The sequence below is a fragment of the Streptosporangium sp. NPDC000396 genome, from assembly GCF_042898655.1.
Taxonomy (GTDB): Bacteria; Actinomycetota; Actinomycetes; order Streptosporangiales; family Streptosporangiaceae; genus Streptosporangium.
Map to the genome: position 1 here is coordinate 193166 of NZ_JBIAZA010000018.1, position 18159 is coordinate 211324.

Annotated in this window: 18 protein-coding genes; 14 read left to right on the forward strand and 4 right to left on the reverse strand. The window is 67.8% G+C overall.

Annotated elements, in window-relative coordinates:
- The first annotated feature begins 60 nt into the window (after positions 1-60).
- From pyrH to ACFY2X_RS28145, 3 genes are all read left to right on the forward strand, one after another.
- Entirely contained in the window at positions 61-759 is a 699-nt protein-coding gene (gene pyrH / locus ACFY2X_RS28135) for a UMP kinase (protein ID WP_389943481.1), read from the forward strand.
- A gap of 189 nt (positions 760-948) precedes the next feature.
- Positions 949-1506, forward strand: a complete 558-nt coding sequence (gene frr / locus ACFY2X_RS28140) for a ribosome recycling factor (RefSeq protein WP_389943484.1) — start codon at positions 949-951, stop codon at positions 1504-1506.
- A 67-nt stretch (positions 1507-1573) separates the two neighbouring features.
- Complete coding sequence (locus tag ACFY2X_RS28145; protein ID WP_389943487.1) at positions 1574-2398, forward strand: phosphatidate cytidylyltransferase; 825 nt, start codon at positions 1574-1576, stop codon at positions 2396-2398.
- On the opposite strand, the gene ACFY2X_RS28150 is transcribed toward ACFY2X_RS28145, so the two are convergent.
- Entirely contained in the window at positions 2382-3464 is a 1083-nt protein-coding gene (locus ACFY2X_RS28150) for a suppressor of fused domain protein (RefSeq protein ID WP_389943490.1), read from the reverse strand. The two genes, ACFY2X_RS28145 and ACFY2X_RS28150, sit on opposite strands and share 17 nt — an antisense overlap.
- 62 nt (positions 3465-3526) lie before the next feature.
- Between ACFY2X_RS28150 and rlmN the strand changes: the two genes are divergently transcribed.
- Positions 3527-4651, forward strand: coding sequence for a 23S rRNA (adenine(2503)-C(2))-methyltransferase RlmN (rlmN, locus tag ACFY2X_RS28155; RefSeq protein ID WP_389943493.1), 1125 nt, complete (start codon positions 3527-3529; stop codon positions 4649-4651).
- Positions 4652-4890: 239 nt separating this feature from the next.
- On the opposite strand, the gene ACFY2X_RS28160 is transcribed toward rlmN, so the two are convergent.
- Positions 4891-5562 (reverse strand): hypothetical protein, encoded by a 672-nt coding sequence (locus tag ACFY2X_RS28160; protein ID WP_389943496.1) that lies wholly within the window; start codon positions 5560-5562, stop codon positions 4891-4893.
- Positions 5563-5647: 85 nt separating this feature from the next.
- Positions 5648-6418 (reverse strand): ATP-binding cassette domain-containing protein, encoded by a 771-nt coding sequence (locus ACFY2X_RS28165; RefSeq protein WP_389943499.1) that lies wholly within the window; start codon positions 6416-6418, stop codon positions 5648-5650.
- Positions 6419-6722: 304 nt separating this feature from the next.
- On the opposite strand from ACFY2X_RS28165, the gene ACFY2X_RS28170 reads away from it, so the two are divergent.
- Complete coding sequence (locus tag ACFY2X_RS28170) at positions 6723-7487, forward strand: DivIVA domain-containing protein (RefSeq protein WP_389943502.1); 765 nt, start codon at positions 6723-6725, stop codon at positions 7485-7487.
- A 162-nt stretch (positions 7488-7649) separates the two neighbouring features.
- Here ACFY2X_RS28170 and ACFY2X_RS28175 read toward each other — a convergent pair whose 3' ends face one another.
- Positions 7650-8144 (reverse strand): Lrp/AsnC family transcriptional regulator, encoded by a 495-nt coding sequence (locus tag ACFY2X_RS28175; protein WP_389943505.1) that lies wholly within the window; start codon positions 8142-8144, stop codon positions 7650-7652.
- A 195-nt stretch (positions 8145-8339) separates the two neighbouring features.
- Between ACFY2X_RS28175 and ACFY2X_RS28180 the strand changes: the two genes are divergently transcribed.
- From ACFY2X_RS28180 to ACFY2X_RS28220, 9 genes are all read left to right on the forward strand, one after another.
- The gene (locus ACFY2X_RS28180) at positions 8340-9797 is read left to right on the forward strand and encodes a gamma-aminobutyraldehyde dehydrogenase (protein WP_389943508.1); all 1458 of its coding nucleotides are present in this window, start codon (positions 8340-8342) and stop codon (positions 9795-9797) included.
- Between the two features lie 29 nt (positions 9798-9826).
- A complete protein-coding gene (locus ACFY2X_RS28185) occupies positions 9827-10972 on the forward strand; it encodes an ABC transporter ATP-binding protein (RefSeq protein ID WP_389943510.1) in 1146 nt (381 codons plus the stop codon).
- 20 nt (positions 10973-10992) lie between these two features.
- A complete protein-coding gene (locus ACFY2X_RS28190; RefSeq protein ID WP_389943513.1) occupies positions 10993-12222 on the forward strand; it encodes a PotD/PotF family extracellular solute-binding protein in 1230 nt (409 codons plus the stop codon).
- A 6-nt stretch (positions 12223-12228) separates the two neighbouring features.
- On the forward strand, positions 12229-13080 hold the full coding sequence (locus ACFY2X_RS28195; protein ID WP_389943515.1) for an ABC transporter permease: 852 nt from the start codon (positions 12229-12231) through the stop codon (positions 13078-13080).
- A complete protein-coding gene (locus ACFY2X_RS28200; protein WP_389943518.1) occupies positions 13077-13916 on the forward strand; it encodes an ABC transporter permease in 840 nt (279 codons plus the stop codon). The genes ACFY2X_RS28195 and ACFY2X_RS28200 overlap by 4 nt, the downstream gene beginning before the upstream one ends.
- A gap of 177 nt (positions 13917-14093) precedes the next feature.
- Entirely contained in the window at positions 14094-15488 is a 1395-nt protein-coding gene (locus ACFY2X_RS28205; RefSeq protein WP_389943570.1) for an NAD(P)/FAD-dependent oxidoreductase, read from the forward strand.
- A 94-nt stretch (positions 15489-15582) separates the two neighbouring features.
- Positions 15583-15708 (forward strand): hypothetical protein, encoded by a 126-nt coding sequence (locus ACFY2X_RS28210; protein WP_389943521.1) that lies wholly within the window; start codon positions 15583-15585, stop codon positions 15706-15708.
- A gap of 3 nt (positions 15709-15711) precedes the next feature.
- Positions 15712-16677 carry an N-acetylglucosamine kinase gene (locus tag ACFY2X_RS28215; RefSeq protein ID WP_389943524.1) on the forward strand — a complete coding sequence of 322 codons (966 nt, stop codon included), beginning with the start codon at positions 15712-15714 and terminating at the stop codon, positions 16675-16677.
- Positions 16678-16990: 313 nt separating this feature from the next.
- Positions 16991-18157, forward strand: a complete 1167-nt coding sequence (locus tag ACFY2X_RS28220) for a DUF418 domain-containing protein (RefSeq protein WP_389943527.1) — start codon at positions 16991-16993, stop codon at positions 18155-18157.
- Positions 18158-18159: the final 2 nt, after the last annotated feature.

Consider the following 18159-nt stretch of genomic DNA (forward strand, 5'->3'; position numbering starts at 1 on the left):
TCAGGACCCGCTACGTCGGCGGTTTCGTCGTATTCGGGCCCGCTTCGCTGGAAGCGGGTCATGTTGAAGCTGTCCGGTGAGGCGTTCGCCGGTGGTGAGCCGCTGGGCATCGACCCCGGGGTCGTCGGTCATCTGGCCGACTCGATCGCCGAGGCCGTCCGTGAGGGCGTGCAGGTCTCGGTGGTGGTCGGCGGCGGCAACATGTTCCGTGGCGCGGCCCTGTCCGAGCGCGGCATGGACCGTGCCCGGGCCGACTACATGGGCATGCTCGGCACGGTCATCAACTGCCTGGCTCTTCAGGACTTCCTGGAGAAGCGGGGCATCGACACCCGCGTCCAGACGGCCATCACCATGCAGCAGGTCGCCGAGCCCTTCCTGCCCCGCCGCGCCATCCGCCACCTTGAGAAGGGGCGCGTGGTCATCTTCGGGGCAGGGCTGGGTTCACCGTTCTTCTCCACCGACACCTGCGCCGCGCAGCGCGCGCTGGAGATCGGTGCCGAGGCACTGCTCAAGGGCACCCAGGTGGACGGTGTCTACGACGCCGACCCCCGGAAGAACCCCGACGCCGTCCGGTTCGACCACCTCGATTATGGTGAGGTGCTGACCCGCGGTCTCGGTGTCATGGACGCCACCGCCATCAGCCTGTGCATGGACAACGGCCTGCCCATCGTGGTCTTCGACCTCATGGGCGAGGGCAACATCCTGCGGGCGGTGCGCGGTGAGAAGATCGGCACGCTGGTGAGTCCGGCAGGGAAATAGGGAGCGAGCCTGACGCAGCGAGCGGAGTGGTACGCGACGTAGGAGCGGCCCGCGAAGCGAGCGAGGAATGGTGAGTGACCCACTAAACGGGGAGCGAGCCTGACGCAGCGAGCGGAGTGGTACGCGACGTAGGAGCGGTCCGCGAAGTGAGTGAGCAATGGTGAGTGACCGAGAAGACAGGGAGCCGCTGTGATCGACGATACTCTCCTCGAAGCCGAGGAAAAGATGGACAAGGCCGTGTCGGTGGCGAAGGATGACTTCGCGGGCATCCGCACGGGCCGCGTCACCCCGTCGATGTTCAACAAGATCAGCGCTGAGTACTACGGGACGCCCACTCCCATTCAGCAGCTGGCCTCGTTCCACGTCCCCGAGGCTCGCATGGTCATCATCCAGCCCTTTGACAAGAGCTCGATGGCCGCGATCGAGAAGGCGATCCGCAACTCGGACCTCGGTGTCAACCCGGGCAATGACGGTCAGGTCATCCGTGTGGCTTTCCCCGAACTGTCGGAGGAGCGCCGCAAGGAGTATGTAAAGGTCGCCCGGAACAAGGCGGAGCAGTCCAGGGTGGCCATCCGGAACATTCGCCGCCACGCCAAGGAGACCCTCGACAAGATGGTCAAGGACGGCGAGGCGGGCGAAGACGAGGTGCGTCGCGCCGAGAAGGAACTCGACGAGGTCACCCAGAAGCACGTTGCCAAGATTGACGAGCTGCTCAAGCAGAAGGAAGCCGAGCTGCTCGAAGTCTGAGTCATGATCCTTGTCCCGCCGGGCTTTCCGCGCGGGGCAAGGATTTTGTGTATGAGAGTGGGACTCCTTGGAATCTGCGGCGGGCGGTAGCCGTACCGGCCGGAATCTCCCCGCCGCGATCGCGGTGGGTGCCGGCTTGGGAGCGGTCGTCATCGCGTCCCTGTATTTCGTCAAGGTGCTCTTTCTGGCCGTGGTGATCGCGGCGGTGGGCATCGGCGTGGTGGAACTGGTCCGGTCCTTCGAGACCAGAGACATCAAGGTCCCGATGGTCCCAGTCCTGGCGGGGATGGCCGCGATGATCGGCGGCGCCTACTGGGGTGGGCCCGCCTGGCTGGTCGGCGTCTTCGCGATGACCACGCTGGTGCTGATGATCTGGCGGATGTTCCAGGGCACCGAGGGATATGTGCGCGACATCGCCGCGACCATACTGGTCACGGTCTATCCCTCGATGCTCGCCGGGTTCGTGGCACTGCTGCTGTCCGATCCACTCCATGGCGCGGACCGGGTGGTCGTCTTCATCGCCACCACGGTCGCGAGTGACGTCGGCGGATATTTCGCAGGAATCTCCTTCGGCAAGCACAAGATGTCCCCGGTGATCAGCCCCAAGAAGACGTGGGAGGGCTTCGCCGGGTCGGCGCTGGCATGCATGGCCGTGGGCGGTTGGCTGGTGGCCTGGCTGCTGGAGGACGCCGTCTGGAAGGGCGTGCTGATCGGCGCGGTCGTGGTGGTTTTCGCCACACTCGGCGACCTGGTCGAGTCGGTGATCAAGCGGGACCTCGGCGTCAAGGACATGGGCAGCGTGCTGCCCGGCCACGGCGGTCTGATGGACCGGCTGGACTCCCTCGTCGCCGCGCTGATCCCGGTCTGGGTGCTGCTCACCCTGCTTGTGTGAGCCGGGCGGCCGACAGACGGGGAACCAGCGCTCGGTAGCCCTTGTCCGCGACCAGGCGTAGCTCCTCGGCGGTGATCGGGACCAGCCAGAGCCACTGCACAGGGTCGCCGCCGAAGGTGAAACCCGACAGGTCGGGCAGGCTCGGCAGCCCGGTCAGCATGATGACGCCGCTGTAGGCGGAGCCGAGCGGGAACGTCTCCGGCCGGTGATACCACTTCGCGGTATGGCCGTGGCCCAGCCAGGTGACGGAGTGCCACGGATATTGCCCCAGCCACAGGAACAGCCGTGCCGCGTCGCGTGCGTCGCCCGGCGTGGCGATGGCGAGCTCCACCCGGGCGTAGGCTTCCGGCCGGTCGATGTACTGCTCCACGGTGGGCATCCGCTGGCAGCTCATGCCCACGGTGGACAGGATGGTGTGGTTCCGGTCCCGCTCGGGCGGCCGCTCGGTGATGCCCACGGTGGGCAGCCGGTCGCCGCCGGCGTCCCAGAACCTGCCCGCGGTCCCGACCGCCCGGTCCAGATGACCCATCACGAACTGCTGGAACGACGCCCATGCGCCGTCTCCGTCACGCCACTCCCAGTAGGCCCTGGCCTTGGCCAGCCGTGGGGCCAGGCCCTCCATGGCGTCTTCCAGCGACCAGGCGAACGGTGACTCGCCCACCGCGTCGCGGGAGTAGCCCGGCATGCCCCTGCTCATATCGGCCCAGCCAGGAATGACCGCGAGCAGTTCGTCGTTCTCGTACAGGGCGACGCCGTCGCCCTCCTCGAACCACAGGGGTCGCAGGGCGCCCAGCGGCGGCCTGCCCTCGGGGTGCCGGGTGTTGGCTCGGGGTGCCACCGGAGGCAGCTCGGAGTTCAGGCGGCTCAGGTCGATCACCGCCGGGGCCGGGCCGTGGTTGGCCAGCCATACCGCTCCGTGCACCGTTCCTCCGGGCCCGCACAGGTAAGCTACCGAGGAAGTCTCGTCGCGTTCGACCAACAGGGTGCGGCTTCCGTAGGGGTTGACGTCGCTGAGCACGACCTCGACGTCGTCTCCCCGCTCGCCAGAGGGGCGGATTGTCGCCATACCCGGACTCTAGATCAGAGTTGAGCACCGCTTCGAGTAACCGTCGAGAGAAGGCGTTGGACTTGTCGACTGTCAGCCAGCCCGGGGCTCCCGCACCCGGCCAGCTCACCTTCGTGGCGCCCCGCAGGGCGAAGCCTGCCCGTCACCTGGCCGACCTGACCATGGCCGAGCGCCGGGCGGCGGTCGCCGAGCTGGGCGAGAAGCCGTTCCGCGCCGACCAGCTCTCCCGGCACTACTTCGAACGGCTCAACAGCGATCCGAGCCAGATGAGCGACCTGCCGGCCGCGGCCCGCGAGAAGCTCGGGACGGCATTGCTGCCCAAGCTCCTGACCTCGGTCCGGGAGATCACCTGCGACGGTGGCACCACCCGCAAGACGCTGTGGCGGCTGTTCGACGGCGCGTTGGTCGAGTCGGTTCTCATGCGTTACACCGATCGCACCACCATGTGCGTGTCCTCCCAGGCGGGCTGTGGCATGAACTGCCCGTTCTGCGCCACCGGCCAGGCCGGACTGACCCGCAACATGACCACCGCCGAGATCATCGAGCAGGTCGTCGCCGGAGCGCGGGCCCTGGCCGCGAACGAGGTCCCCGGCGGTCCCGGCCGGGTCAACAACGTGGTCTTCATGGGCATGGGCGAGCCGCTGGCCAACTACAGGGCCGTGATCGGCGCCGTGCGCCGGATGGTGGAGCCCGCGCCCAACGGTCTGGGCATCTCCGCCCGTGGCATCACGGTCTCCACCGTCGGCCTGGTCCCCGCGATCGGCAAGCTCGCCGAGGAGGACCTGCCGGTGACGCTGGCGCTTTCCCTCCACGCGCCCGACGACGAGCTCCGAGACACCCTGGTGCCGATCAACACCCGGTGGAAGGTCGCCGAGGTCCTCGACGCGGCCTGGGGTTACGCGGCGAAGACCAAGCGCCGTGTCTCCATCGAATACGCGCTCATCAAGGACATCAACGACCAGGAGTGGCGGGCCGACCTGCTCGGCAAGCTCATCAAGAACAAGCTCGTGCACGTCAACCTGATCCCGCTCAACCCGACGCCGGGTTCGAAGTGGACCGCCTCCCGCCCCGAGGACGAGCGGGCCTTCGTCCGCCGCCTGCAGTTCCACGGGGTTCCGGTGACGGTCCGCGACACCCGAGGCCGCGAGATCGACGGCGCCTGCGGCCAGCTCGCCGCCGCCGAGTAGCCCGCCGCGCGGGTCGGCGCACGTCCGCACCGTGGCTTCGCCGTACGGCACGCCCGCCGAAGCCCGCCCGCCGCCGCGGGCCAAGCCCCCTGCCCGGCGTTTCGCGGGTGTGCCGGGCGGAGCGCCGTGATGGGCATCGGGACGCCCCTCGTGCGAGGACCCTACGGCGCAGACGACGCAGGTTTCCCGGGAACGAAGCGCGAGTCCCCGTGGCGGCACGGAACCGCCCTGGCCTGGGGTCAGGGACGGGTACGGCGCAGCCGTACATAGACGGCCACGCCCGCCGCGACCCAGAAGAGCGCCGCGGCGGCGAGCGGGAGAAGAACCCTGTCGAGCGTGCCTTCGTTCGCCGCGCGCATCCACGGCATGATCGGCACCGTGAACCGGCCCACCGGAGTGAGACTGGTCAGCAGCAGGGTCAGATAGCCGCCGAACAGGGCCAGCATCGAAGTGGCGGGGGAGGACAGGATGGGCCGGCTGGTCAGCGCGCCCAGCGCCGTCCCGACGCTCAGTCCCAGCAGGTGCAGCCCGGCGCCGCGGGCCACGTCTCCGGAGGTCGGAGTAGTGGCGAAGCTGAGGATCATCGGCAGCACGATCGCGATGGCCGCCAGTCCGAGGTTGACGGTGAGCGCGGCGAGCAGCCCCGCACCGACCTCCCGATTGGGCCGGCCTGCCGCCGTCATGGAGATCAGTCGTTGCGCCGGTGGCTCGGTGTCGAGGAGTCCCCGCGCGGCCCAGGCGAAGACGAGAATGAGCAGCCCGGCCGAGTCGGCGTAGGAGGACAGCTCCTTGCCCGGCGGGGTCACCGACGAATAGAAGATGATCAGCGTCGCGAACAGCGCGATCACCGGCTGGAGCAGCCGGTGCGATCGCGCGTAGGCGGTCAGTTTGAAGCGGACGAGGGGGATCATTCCATCTCTCCCTGGCATGTGGCGGGCGCCGGTGCCTCACGACCGTGGGAGGGCGGCGAGGCCGGGTCGCGAAAGGGACGTCCGGTCAAGCGGTCCGCCTGGTGGTGTAGCCGTCGGCGCGGAGTTTCTGCTCGACCTGGTCCGCCTCGTCCGCGTTCACGATCACCTCGATGACCGTCTGCGGCGACTGCTTGCCGGTGCCGTTTCCGGCCTGGCCTCCGATCGGGCTCCCGGCGTCGTTTCCCGCCTGGCTTCCGGTCCGGGCGGTGACCGTGCTGTCGGCGACCAGCCAGTGATCGGCGCCGGGGAAATTCCGGAGCTGGTTCTGGTGGTCGCTGACCACGACCGTGCCGCCGTCCGCGGCGACCTCACCGATGATCACGGGGAGTTCGGTGAGGGCCTGCTCGTCCAGCCCGGCGAAGGGCTCGTCCAGGATCAGCAGATCCGGCGGTGCCAGCAGGGACTGGATCAGGCCCACTTTCTGCGCGCTGCCCTTGGACAGGTCGCCGAGCGGCTGGTCCAGCAGGTGTGTCGCGCTCAGCCGCCCGGCCAGTTCCCGGAAGGCGGTGGGGGAGACGCCACGGATCCTGGCCATGTGGGTCAGGTAGGCGGTGACGGTGAACGGCTGGTCGACGGGGAACACGTCGGGGGCGTAGCCGACGACGCGCGGCCGGTCGATGATCGACCCCCGGGACGGGCGGAAGATTCCGGCGAGCAGGCGTAGCAGGGTGGACTTGCCCGCGCCGTTGCGGCCGGTGACCTCGATGACGGACCCGGGGTGAAGCGTGAGCTCGACGTCTTTCAGGACCCAAGGGCCGCGAGGTGCGTATCGGAAAGACACCCTGGAAAGCCGCATAGGGCGCAACCCTACCGTGATCATTCTTTTTGCGGGCGTGCCCTTCGGGTGCGTTGTCGCCGTGTCCGTTGGTCGCTTCGCCGGCAGGAGTCCCTACAGGGCGCCGCCGTTCGAGGTGATCCAAAAAGGGAATTCGAGGTGATCAAAAAAAGGGGTGCGGTCGCCTCGAACGAGCCGTGAGAAAGATCGGTGACGGAGAAGATGATCCGTCTCCGCCGCGACCACTCGCTTTACCGCCCGTGTCCCTTCAGAATGGAGCGCGTCGAACGGACGGGAGCCGGACGAGACGGGAAAGGACTCGGGGTTGAATCGTTTTCCGCGGGTGCTGGGGGTGCGTGTCGGATACGACCCTGACCAGGTGGACGCCTTGATCCGCCGGATCGAGGGCACCCTCGGCAGAGGTTCCCTGGAGGGGGAGCCGATCACCGCTGACGAGATCCGTGAGGCTCGGTTCCGCACGAAGCTCGGCGGCTACAACGAGACCGCCGTGGACTTCGCGCTGGAGGCCTTCATCGTGGCGGTCGAGACCCGGTCCACGGGGTGGCGCAGGCCGGTGATCCCTCGCCCGCAGCCGACGGCCACCGAAGACGCGCCGGGCGCGCCTGCCCACGAGCTCGATGATCCTCCGCACGTCTCCTTCGGCGAGCCCGAGAGTCTTCCCGGCGAGCCCGAGAGTTTTCCCGGCGAGCCTGAGAGGCCTTCGCAGGCATCTTCCGATGGGACCGAGAGGCGGCATGAGCCCTCCGGAGAGTCCGATGATCCTCCGCGTTCGTTCTTCGACGAGTCCGAGGAGCACGCGGCCGAGTCCGAGGAGCACGCGGCCAGGATCGAGCGGGTGGCCTTCCGGGCCGGGCGGCTGGGCATGGGCTACAACGAGGACGAGGTGGACACCTTCCTCGATCGGGTCGTCGCGACCTTGCGGGGTACCACCGACCAGCCCGTCACCCCCAGCGATGTGCGGGAGGCCAGGTTCGCCACGGTGATACTCAAACCGGGATACGCCGTCAACGAGGTGGACGAGTTCCTCAGCGGCCTGGCCGATGTCCTGGAGGCGCACTTCAGCCGGTGAGGCCGGGGCGCGCGGCGGCCTGGACCGGCCGCCCGGTGGGTCAGCGGTCGCCGCAGTGGGTCAGCGGTGACTCCAGCCGGTCAGGGGCGCCCCGGGGGGTCGGCGGGTGACCTCAGCGCCCCTGCCGGTGACTTCAGCGCCCCTGCGGCCGACCCGAGCGGGTCAGCGGGTGCCCCAGGAGTAGGTCTGCTTGTGGAGCTTGAGGTACACGAAGGTCTCGGTGGCGCGGACGGTGGGGATGGCCCGGATCTTGCCGAGGATCTCCAGGAGGTGCTGGTCGCTCTCGCAGACGACCTCGACCATGATGTCGAGGGACCCCGCGGTCAGGACGACATAGTCGATCTCCGTGATGGCCGACAGCTCGTCGGCCACCCTTTCCAGGTCGCCCTCGCACTTGATGCCGATCATGGCCTGACGGGGGAAGCCCAGGGTCAGGGGGTCGGTGACCGCGACGATCTGCATGACCCCGCCGTCGATCAGGCGCTGCACCCGCTGCCGGACGGCGGCCTCTGACAGCCCCACGGCCTTTCCTATGGCGGCGTAGGGCTTGCGCCCGTCCGTCTGCAACTGTTCGATGATCTGCTTGGAGATGTCATCAAGGACGACGGGCCCGAACTTGGTGTCGTTTTCGCGGCGTACCTTGGGCGGCGTCGTCATCCACGCTCCCTGGCGTCGTGTTGCGGGGCTGTTGCCGCCGTGTTGCGGCTCCGATGCGACATGGTGTCAGTTCTTGGGTCTCTGTCAAGCGATTTCGTAGCAATTTGGTATCTTAACAACGAAATCCCTTGTCGGAGGGCCTCTACTCTGTAAGAGTCGCCACAACTCGGCCCCCCTTATGTAAGGAGGTCAACGTTGACCACCCCAGTTGAGAACCACGAACTTCCTCGCCTGCGCAACTATGTCAATGGTGAGCTCGTGGACGCCAAGAGCGGCCGATTCTCCGATGTCATCGACCCCTGCACCGGAGAGGCCTACCTGCGGGCGCCGATCTCCGGCCAGGAGGACGTTGACGCGGCCTACGCCGCCGCGGCCGCCGCGTTCGAGTCTTGGAGCCAGACCACGCCGGGTGAGCGTGCCAACCTGCTGCTGAAGGTCGCCGACGCGATCGACGCCCGGGCCGACGAGCTGAACGAGGCCGAGTGCCTCAACACCGGCAAGCCCCGTGCCCGTATGGCCGAGGACGAGACCCCGGTGGCCGCCGACCACTTCCGTTTCTTCGCCGGTGCCGCGCGCACCCTGGAGGGGCCGACGTCGGGTGAGTTCCTCGCCGACCACACCTCCGTCATCCGGCACGAGCCGGTCGGCGTGGTAGGCCAGGTCACGCCCTGGAACTACCCGATGATGATGGCGGTCTGGAAGATCGCCCCCGCGCTCGCCGCGGGCAACACCATCGTGCTCAAGCCCTCCGACACCACCCCGGTCTCCACGGTCAAGATGGCCGAGATCATCGGTGAGGTCCTGCCGAAGGGCGTCTTCAACGTCGTCGCCGGTGACCGTGAGACCGGCTCCCTGGTCGTCGGGCACCCCACCGCGCAGATGGTGGCCATCACCGGCTCGGTCGGCGCGGGCATGGCCGTGGCCAAGACCGCCGCCGAGGACCTCAAGCGGGTCCACCTGGAGCTGGGCGGCAAGGCTCCGGTCGTCGTCTTCGACGACGTCAAGGACCTCAAGGGCGCCGCCGAGGCCATCGCCACGGCGGGTCTCTACAACGCGGGCCAGGACTGCACCGCGGCCTGCCGCGTGCTGGTCCACGAGGACGTCCACGACGAGTTCGTCGCCGCGCTCACCGAGGCGGCCGCGAACACCGTGACCGGTGACCTCTCCAACGAGGACGCCCTGTACGGCCCGCTCAACAACGCCAGCCAGCTGGCCCGGGTCGCGAGCTTCATCGAGCGGGTTCCCGGCCACGCCAAGGTCCTGACCGGCGGCCACCAGGTCGGCGACAAGGGCTACTTCTTCGCCCCGACCATCGTGGACGGCCTCCAGCAGGACGACGAGATGGTTCAGAACGAGGTCTTCGGGCCTGTCATCACCGTCCAGACCTTCTCCGACGAGGCCGACGCGCTGGCCAAGGCCAACGGCGTCCAGTACGGCCTGTCGAGCTCGGTGTGGACCTCCGACCACGGCAGGGCGATGCGGATGTCCAAGCGCCTGGACTTCGGTGTCGTTTGGGTCAACACCCACATACCCTTCGTTTCGGAGATGCCGCACGGAGGCTTCAAGCACTCCGGTTACGGCAAGGACCTGTCGGTCTTCGGCTTGCACGATTACCTCCGGGTCAAGCACGTCATGCACTACATCGGCGAGTAACGCCGCGAAACAGAGGGATAAGCCTGGTTATGACCGAAATCCAGGCGGGCATGGGGGCGGCCGTCGCCGCCTCCGACTCCCCCCAGGTGCCCGCCATCGAACTCGACGGAGTCGTCAAGGAGTACCTCGCCCACGGCGAGGTCGTCCAGGCGGTCAAGGGGGTCACCCTGACCATCGCCGAGGGCGAGTTCTTCTCGCTCCTCGGCCCCTCCGGCTGCGGCAAGACAACCACCATGCGCATGATCGCCGGGTTCGAGGACCCGTCGCGGGGTACGGTGCGGCTGCACGGTCAGGACGTGACCAACGTTCCCCCGAACAAGCGCGACGTGAACATGGTGTTCCAGTCCTACGCGCTGTTCCCGCACATGAACGTCTGGGAGAACGTCGCCTTCGGCCTCAGGCGCAAGAAGGTGGCCGAGGCCGAGATCAAGCGGCGTGTCGGTGAGATGCTGGAGATCGTGGACCTCACCGGACGTGAGAAACGCCGTCCCCGTGAGATGTCCGGCGGCCAGCAGCAGCGAGTGGCCCTGGCTCGGGCCTTGGTCAACAATCCGCGCGCGCTCCTGCTCGACGAGCCGCTCGGCGCCCTGGATCTCAAGCTCCGCCAGGCCATGCAGATCGAGCTCAAGCGCATCCAGCGCGAGGTCGGCATCACGTTCGTCTACGTCACGCACGACCAGAGCGAGGCGCTCACCATGAGCGACCGCATCGCCGTCATGAACGACGGCCGGGTCGAGCAGCTGGCCTCGCCCCGTGAGATCTACGAGCGCCCGACCACCGCGTTCGTGGCGGGCTTCATCGGCACTTCCAACCTGCTCAGCGGCACCGTGGACCAGATCGCCACCGGCTCCGCCGTACTGAAGCTGGGCGAGGAGGGCCGGGTTCTGGTGGCGGGAGACGGTTACCAGGTCGCGGACCCGATCGCGGTCACCGTGCGCCCCGAGAAGATCACGATTTCCACCGAGGAGCCCACGGGAGATGTCAGCGCCGTGCGCGGCACCGTCTCCGAAGTGGTCTACCTGGGCCTTTACAACAGCTACGCGGTGAGTCTGCCCGATGGCGCCGAGGTCACCGTGTTCCAGCAGAACGCGCTCGACAGTACGAGCACGGCAGAGCGCGGTGACGCCGTATGGCTGTCATGGCAGCCGCAACACTCGTACGCGATCGGAAGTTGAGTACCGCCATGAACGACCACATGAACCCTGCCCTTCTGCGGGGCATGACGCAGCCGCGCTCGGTCACCCGCCGTGACGCTCTCCGCCTGGCGGGGCTGTCCGCCGCCGGGCTCGCCCTCGCCGGCTGTGGCGTCCAGGGCAAGAAGGTCGACACGGCCAAGAGCGACGTGGTCGCCGACTACTGGGCCTCCAAGAAGAAGAACGGCACCCTGCGGTTCGCCAACTGGCCGCTGTACATCGACAAGGACGGCTCGCGGTATCCGTCTCTGGAGATGTTCACCGCCGACACCGGCATCAAGGTGTCCTACCAGGAGGCGATCCAGGACAACACCACGTTCTTCGGCAAGATCCAGCCGCTGCTCGCCGCCAACAACGACATCGGCTACGACCTGATGGTCCTGACCAACGGTCTTCAGCTGAGCAAGGCCATCGCGCTGGGTTACCTGGTCCCGCTGGACCACTCCAAGCTGCCGAACTTCGCGGCCAACGCGGCTCCGAAGGTGAAGAACCCGACCTGGGACCCGAACAACATCCACACGATCCCGTGGACGGTCGGCCTGACCGGCATCGCCTACAACCCCAAGTACGTCGACGAGGTCAAGAGCATCCAGGAGCTCTGGAACCCCAAGTACAAGGGCAAGGTCGGCATGATGCTCGACACCCAGGAAGTGGCGAACTTCGGCATGTTCGCCCTCGGCATCGACCCCGACAAGTCGACCGAGGAGGACTGGCGGAAGGCGGGGGAGAAGCTCAAGGAGCAGCGCGACGCGGGGCTGGTGCGCAAGTACTACGAGAACGACTACGTCGACGCGCTCGCCCGGGGCGACGTGTGGATCACCATGGCCTGGTCGGGTGACATCTTCCAGCAGGTCGCCGAGGGCAAGGACCTGAGGTTCGTGGTGCCCGAAGAGGGCGGCACGATCTGGACCGACAACATGTGCATCCCCAAGACCGCGCAGAACCCGGTGGACGCGCTGACCTACATGGACTACGTCTACCAGCCCAAGATCGCCACGATGCTGGTCGAGGCCATCAACTACATCACCCCGGTGCCCGCCACCAAGGACCTGGTGCTCGCCGACGCGGCCAAGGCCACGGGGGATGAGAAGAAGTCGCTGGAGCAGATCGCCAGCAGCCCGATGATCTACCCCTCCGAGGCCGACATGGCCAAGCTGCGGTCCTACAAGGCGCTGACCACGGCCGAGGCGAAGGTCTTCGAGTCCATCTTCCAGCCGATCACTCAGGGCTAAGCAGCGATGAAGCGGCTTGCCCCTTATCTGCTCATCCTGCCCGGCGGCCTCTGGCTGGCGATCTTCCTGGTGGTGCCGATGGTCTTCATGGCCTCGGTCTCCACTCAGGAGGGCGACGTGGTGAACGGCTTCGTCCAGACGTTCAACTTCTCGGTCTACGGCGAGGCCCTGGTCCAGTACCAGGCGCAGTTCATCCGGTCGGCCGTGTACGGCCTGGCCGCGACCGCCATCTCCATCGCGCTGGCCTATCCGGTGGCCTACTGGATCGCCTTCAAGGGCCGCACGCACAAGTCCACCTACCTGCTGCTGGTGCTGCTGCCGTTCTTCGTCTCGTTCGTGCTGCGCACGGTGTCGTGGAAGTTCCTGCTGGCCGACGACGGCATGCTGCTGTCCCCGCTGAAGTCGATGGGCCTGCTGCCGGGCGACTTCCACGTGCTGCAGACGACGGTGGCGGTGATCGGCGGGCTGGTCTACAACTACCTGCCGTTCATGATCCTGCCGATCTACGTGGCGCTGGAGCGGGTGGACCCCCGGGTGGTCGAGGCCGCCCAGGACCTGTACGCGTCCAAGCGTGAGGCGTTCACCAAGGTCGTGCTGCCGCTCTCGCTTCCGGGCGTGTTCGCCGGGGTGCTGATGACGTTCGTCCCGATGACCGCGGACTACGTCAACGCCGGCATCCTCGGCGGCCCGGAGAACACGATGATCGGCAACATCATCCAGACCCAGTATCTCGTCAACAACGACTACCCGACCGCGGCCGCGCTGTCGTTCACGCTGATGGCGGCGATGCTGATCGGCATCTTCGCCTACGCCAAGGCACTCGGCACCGAGAACGTGCTGGAGGCGGCGGCCCGATGAGCACCACACCTGAGGCGACAGTTCTGGAGACGGGGCCCGCCAAGCGGACCAGGACGCGGTCCCGGCTCGGCGACCGGCTGCTCACGGTCTACGCCTGGCTGATCATCGGCTGGTTGTTCCTGCCGATCGCCGTCATGATCGTGTTCGGCTTCAACGACACCAAGAGCAAGTCGAACGTGACCTGGCAGGGCTTCACTCTCAAGTGGTGGGGCCTGCTGGACCAGTATCCCGAGCTGACCGAAGCGGTCCTGAACTCGCTGAGGATCGCCGCGATCTCCACCCTGATCACGACGATCCTCGGCACGCTCATGGGCCTGGCCCTGGGCCGTTACCGGTTCCGCGGGCAGGGGGCGACCAACCTGGCGATGTTCGCCGCGATCGCCTCGCCCGAGCTCGTCATGGGCGCGTCCCTGCTGTCGCTGTTCATCAGCAGCGGTGTGCAGACCGGCTTCGTGACCGTGATCATCGCGCACGTGCTGTTCTCGCTGTCGTTCGTGGCCATCACGGTGCGGGCCCGGGTGATCGGGCTGGACCCGTCGATCGAGGAGGCGGCGCGGGACCTGGGCGCGTCCACGTGGGTGACGTTCTGGCGGGTGACCTTCCCGATGATCCTGCCCGGCGTCGTCGCGGGTGCGCTGCTGGCGTTCGCGCTGTCCATCGACGACTTCGTGATCACCCAGTTCACCAGCGGTTCCGTCCAGACGTTCCCGCTGTGGATCTGGGGCGCCACCCGAATCGGGGTGCCGCCGCAGGTGAACATCCTCGGAACCCTTATATTCGCGGTAGGTGTCGCGATCGCCGTGGTGAACACGGTGACCGCGCGGCGCCGCACTTAGACTGCCGTCAAGTCCCGTGTCCGCTCCAAGGCGGCACGGGACTTCGGTGTACTCAGATCTTCGGCAGAGAACAGGGAGGCGAGATCGGATTCAGGCGGGGGGAACCCGCGTGTGGTCCTCATGATCACGCGATACATACCAAAAAAATAATTTACTCACCGTAGGGAAGTGAGATTTGTGGATCCGCTGAAGGCTCTTGCTGATGCGGAGCGCAAGCCGTACTGGCTCGACAGTCCGGCGAAACCCGAGCCGCAGCCGCGGCTCTTCGGAAACACGACCGCCGATCTCGTGGTGGTCGGAGGAGGCTTCTCGGGGCTGTGGACCGCCCTGATGGCCAAGGAACGAAACCCGTCGCTCGACGTGGTCCTGCTGGAAGGACGCAGGATCGGCTGGGCGGCATCCGGTCGCAACGGCGGCTTCACGATGGCGACGCTGACCCACGGGCTCGCCAACGGGCTGGAGCGCTGGCCGGAGGAGATCGCCACGCTCGAACGCATGGGACTGGCCAACCTCGACGAGATCGGCGAGACCGTCGCCAGATACGACATCGACTGCGGTTACGAGCGCACCGGCGAACTGAACGTGGCCACCGAGCCGTGGCAGCTTGAGGACATGCAGGAGAGCGTCCAGATCGCCCGGGAGATGGGGCTGCACTTCGACATCCTCGACCAGGATCAGATCCGGGCGGAGGTGAACTCGCCCACCTACGTCGGTGGCTTCTGGGAACGTGACGGCTGCGCCATGATCGACCCCGCCCGGCTGGCCTGGGGGCTCCGGCAGGCCTGCCTCTCCCTGGGCGTGCGCATCTACGAGCGCACGCCGGTCCGCTCCATCAAGGACACCCAGACGAGCATGGAACTGCTCACCCCGAACGGCACGGTCAAGGCGGGCAAGGTCGCCCTCGGCACCGGAGTGTTCCAGCCGTTGCTGCGGAGGCTGAAGCACTTCCTGGTGCCGGTGTACGACTACGCCCTGATGACCGAACCACTCTCCGCCGAACAGATGGCCGCCGTCGGCTGGCACAACCGGCAGGGCATCGGCGACTCGGCCAACCAGTTCCACTACTACCGGTTGACCGCCGACAATCGCATCCTCTGGGGCGGCTACGACGCGGTCTACTACAACGGTGGAAAGATCAAGCCGGAGTACGAACAGCGCGACGAGACCTTCGTCAAACTGGCCGAGCACTTCTACACGACCTTCCCCCAGCTCTCCGGGCTGCGCTTCACGCACAAGTGGGGTGGTGTCATCGACACCTGCAGCCGGTTCAGCGCCTTCTACGGTCAGGCCCACGGCGGGCGTCTCGCCTACGCCGTCGGCTATACCGGGCTGGGCGTCGGCGCGACCCGCTTCGGGGCGAACGTCATGCTCGACATGCTCAGCGGTGAGCGGACCGAGCGGACCGAGCTCCGGATGGTCAAGGAGAAGCCGCTTCCCTTCCCGCCCGAGCCGGTTCGCTCGGTCGGGATCCAGATGACCCGCTGGTCGATCGCGCAGGCGGACCGCCACCAGGGCCGCCGCAACCTCTGGTTGCGCACCCTGGACCGGATGGGTCTGGGCTTCGACTCCTAGGCGGTGCTCCCGGCCCCTCCCTTATCCGGTGGGGGCCGGGAGTGTCCCGCTTGTCCTGGCCCGCACCGGCCGACCGGCCGTGCAGACTGGAGGCATGATCGAAAGGGTTGCGTTCGACGCCGGCGGGGTCGCGCCCGTCGGCGGTCCGCGGATGCCGGCCGAGGCCTTCCTCCACCCGGTACCGCTTCTCATCGGGCCGTTCACCGGCGAACGTCTCTGAGCGATGTTCGTTCTGGGACTGGACGTCGGCGGCACCTCCTCGCGTGCCGTCCTGCTCGACGCCTCAGGGCGGCGGATCGGGTACGGCACGGCTCCGGGAGGCAATCCGGCGGCCCACGGCACCGAAACGGCCGCCGCCAACATCCGGCAGGCGCTGGAGGCCGCCCTCCACGGGGTGAACCCGGACCAGGTGGCCGGGGCGGTCGTCGGCATGGCCGGGGCCGGGGCACTCGACAGGGCCGTCTTCGACCGGATGTGGGCCTCCACGGGCCTGCGCTGCGCCCCCACGGTGACGGGCGACCTCGGCATCGCCTTCGCCGCCGGTACGGCGGAGCCCGACGGCACCGTGCTCATCGCCGGAACCGGTGCCATCGCCGCCCGGATCGAGGACGGCAGACCGGCGACGGTCTCCGACGGGCTCGGCTGGCTGCTCGGGGATCAGGGGTCGGGCTTCTGGCTGGGACGAGAGGCGGCTCGCCTGGCCGCTCACAGCCTCAGCCGGGGTGAGCCCGCCGGGCTGCTCACGCGCCTGGTCGCCGAACACATCCTGGGCGCCGGGTGGGAGCCCGCCGCGACGCTCCAGGAAAGCAGGCAGGAGGCCATCCGGCTCGTGGTCCGGGCCCAGGGGCGGCCTCCGCTGGAGCTGGCGAGGCTGGCTCCACTGGTCAACCGGGCCGCTTCGGCGGGCGACCCCGCCGCACTGGAGATCGTCTCCACGGCGGCAGGGCTGCTGTGCGCGACGGTGGCCGAGGTGCGCCGGGCGGGGGAGACCACCCCTGTCGTGCTCGCCGGGAGCGTGCTGACCAGCGGGGGGCCGGTGTGCTCCGCCGTACGGCAAGGGCTGGACGCGCCGGTGGTCCTGGCCGGGGACGGGGCGGGGGCGGCGGCCTGGCTCGCGGCGAAGGAGGTCTTCGGCCTGGACCGCGAGGCGGCGAGACGACTTCACCGGCGGATCCTGACGGGTTCGTGAGGCGGACTGCCCGCCGACTCGGCTGACCCGGCCGAACCAGCCGAACCGACCGAACCGACCGAACCAGCCGAACCGACCGAACCAGCCGAACCGACCGAACCAGCCGAACCGACCGAACCAGCCGAACCAGCCGGACCGACTAAGCCGACTGGACCGGCCGAACCAGTCGGACCGGCAGGACCGGCCGGATCAACCAGACCAAAGGCGGAGCCGCCCGCCGACCAAAGGCGAAGCGCCTACATCCATCGATGTACGACCGGGATGGATCCGCGTGACGATGTCCGGCCGCATGGGGCGGGAGATCGTTGAGAGCGTGACGACACGACGCATCGACGCGCTGGACGTGCTCAGGGGTGTTGCCATCATGGGCACGCTGGGCACGAATATCTGGATCTTCACCAGTCCGGCCGGTCCCACGGGAGTGCTGGACGCACTGGGCCAGACCGGCACCGTGGAGACGTTTCTCCGCTTCCTGACCAACGGCAAGTTCCTCGCCCTGCTCACCCTGCTGTTCGGGGTCGGGCTGGAGTTGCAGTACCGCTCGGCCGAGCGCCGGGGCACGCCCTGGCCCGGCTGGTACCTGTGGCGGGCGGGACTGCTGTTCGTCGAGGGCCTGATCCACTATGTGCTGATCTTCGAGTTCGACGTGCTCATGGGCTACGCCGTGACCTCGATCATCGTGGCCTACCTGATCGGCCGGAGCGACCGGGTGATCAGGGTCTGGATGATCACCGTGGGATCGGTGTTCACGACACTGGTCGCCCTGGTCACCCTCGGCATGATGTATGACCAGGCCAGCGTGGACGGGCAGGCCGTGGTGCCCTCCACACTGTTCACCGAGGGCGGCTACCTCGACCAGGTCGCCGCCCGGATCGACATGATGGGCATCTACCGGCTTGAGGCCGTGTTCATCGTCCCCCTGGGGATCGTGCTGTTCCTGCTCGGCGCACGGCTGATGCGGGCCGGGGTGTTCGAGGGCTCCGACCGGGGCGCGACTCTCCGGCGGAAGCTCATGATCGTCGGACTCGGCGTGGGCGCGCCGCTGAACCTGCTGACCTCCTTCGCCGGGGAGACCTGGTCCCTGGTCGACCGCTACCTGCTGCCGCCGCTGGTGGCGCTGGGCCTGCTCGCCCTGGTCACGACCATCGTGCACCGGATGAGCGGTGCGCCCGGCCTGTTGCGGCGGGGCCTGACCGGCATCGGCCGCACCGCGCTGAGCTGCTACGTCCTGCAGAACCTGGTGGCCTCGGCGCTCTGCTACGGCTGGGGGCTCGGGCTGGCCGGGAGGTTCGACGGCCTGCGGCCATGGTGGGTGGTGGCCGCATGGGCCGGCATCTGCGCCCTGCTCATGACGCTGTCCACGCTGTGGCTGCGCCGCTTCGAGCGGGGACCGCTCGAACTGGTCTGGCAGTGGGCCTACAAAGCACCCCAGCCTCGTCCGGTGACCGGTGGTGTCACCGACGTTTCCTCCCGGCGTTGAGG

Coding starts and splice junctions, on each gene's coding strand:
- pyrH (WP_389943481.1), top strand. CDS start 61: ATGTTGAAGCTGTCCGGTGAGGCGTTCGCCGGTGGTGAGCCGCTGGGC.
- ACFY2X_RS28150 (WP_389943490.1), bottom strand. CDS start 3,464: ATGGCGACAATCCGCCCCTCTGGCGAGCGGGGAGACGACGTCGAGGTC.
- ACFY2X_RS28160 (WP_389943496.1), bottom strand. CDS start 5,562: ATGATCCCCCTCGTCCGCTTCAAACTGACCGCCTACGCGCGATCGCAC.
- ACFY2X_RS28165 (WP_389943499.1), bottom strand. CDS start 6,418: ATGCGGCTTTCCAGGGTGTCTTTCCGATACGCACCTCGCGGCCCTTGG.
- ACFY2X_RS28175 (WP_389943505.1), bottom strand. CDS start 8,144: ATGACGACGCCGCCCAAGGTACGCCGCGAAAACGACACCAAGTTCGGG.
- ACFY2X_RS28185 (WP_389943510.1), top strand. CDS start 9,827: ATGACCGAAATCCAGGCGGGCATGGGGGCGGCCGTCGCCGCCTCCGAC.
- ACFY2X_RS28190 (WP_389943513.1), top strand. CDS start 10,993: ATGAACCCTGCCCTTCTGCGGGGCATGACGCAGCCGCGCTCGGTCACC.
- ACFY2X_RS28195 (WP_389943515.1), top strand. CDS start 12,229: ATGAAGCGGCTTGCCCCTTATCTGCTCATCCTGCCCGGCGGCCTCTGG.
- ACFY2X_RS28200 (WP_389943518.1), top strand. CDS start 13,077: ATGAGCACCACACCTGAGGCGACAGTTCTGGAGACGGGGCCCGCCAAG.
- ACFY2X_RS28210 (WP_389943521.1), top strand. CDS start 15,583: ATGATCGAAAGGGTTGCGTTCGACGCCGGCGGGGTCGCGCCCGTCGGC.
- ACFY2X_RS28215 (WP_389943524.1), top strand. CDS start 15,712: ATGTTCGTTCTGGGACTGGACGTCGGCGGCACCTCCTCGCGTGCCGTC.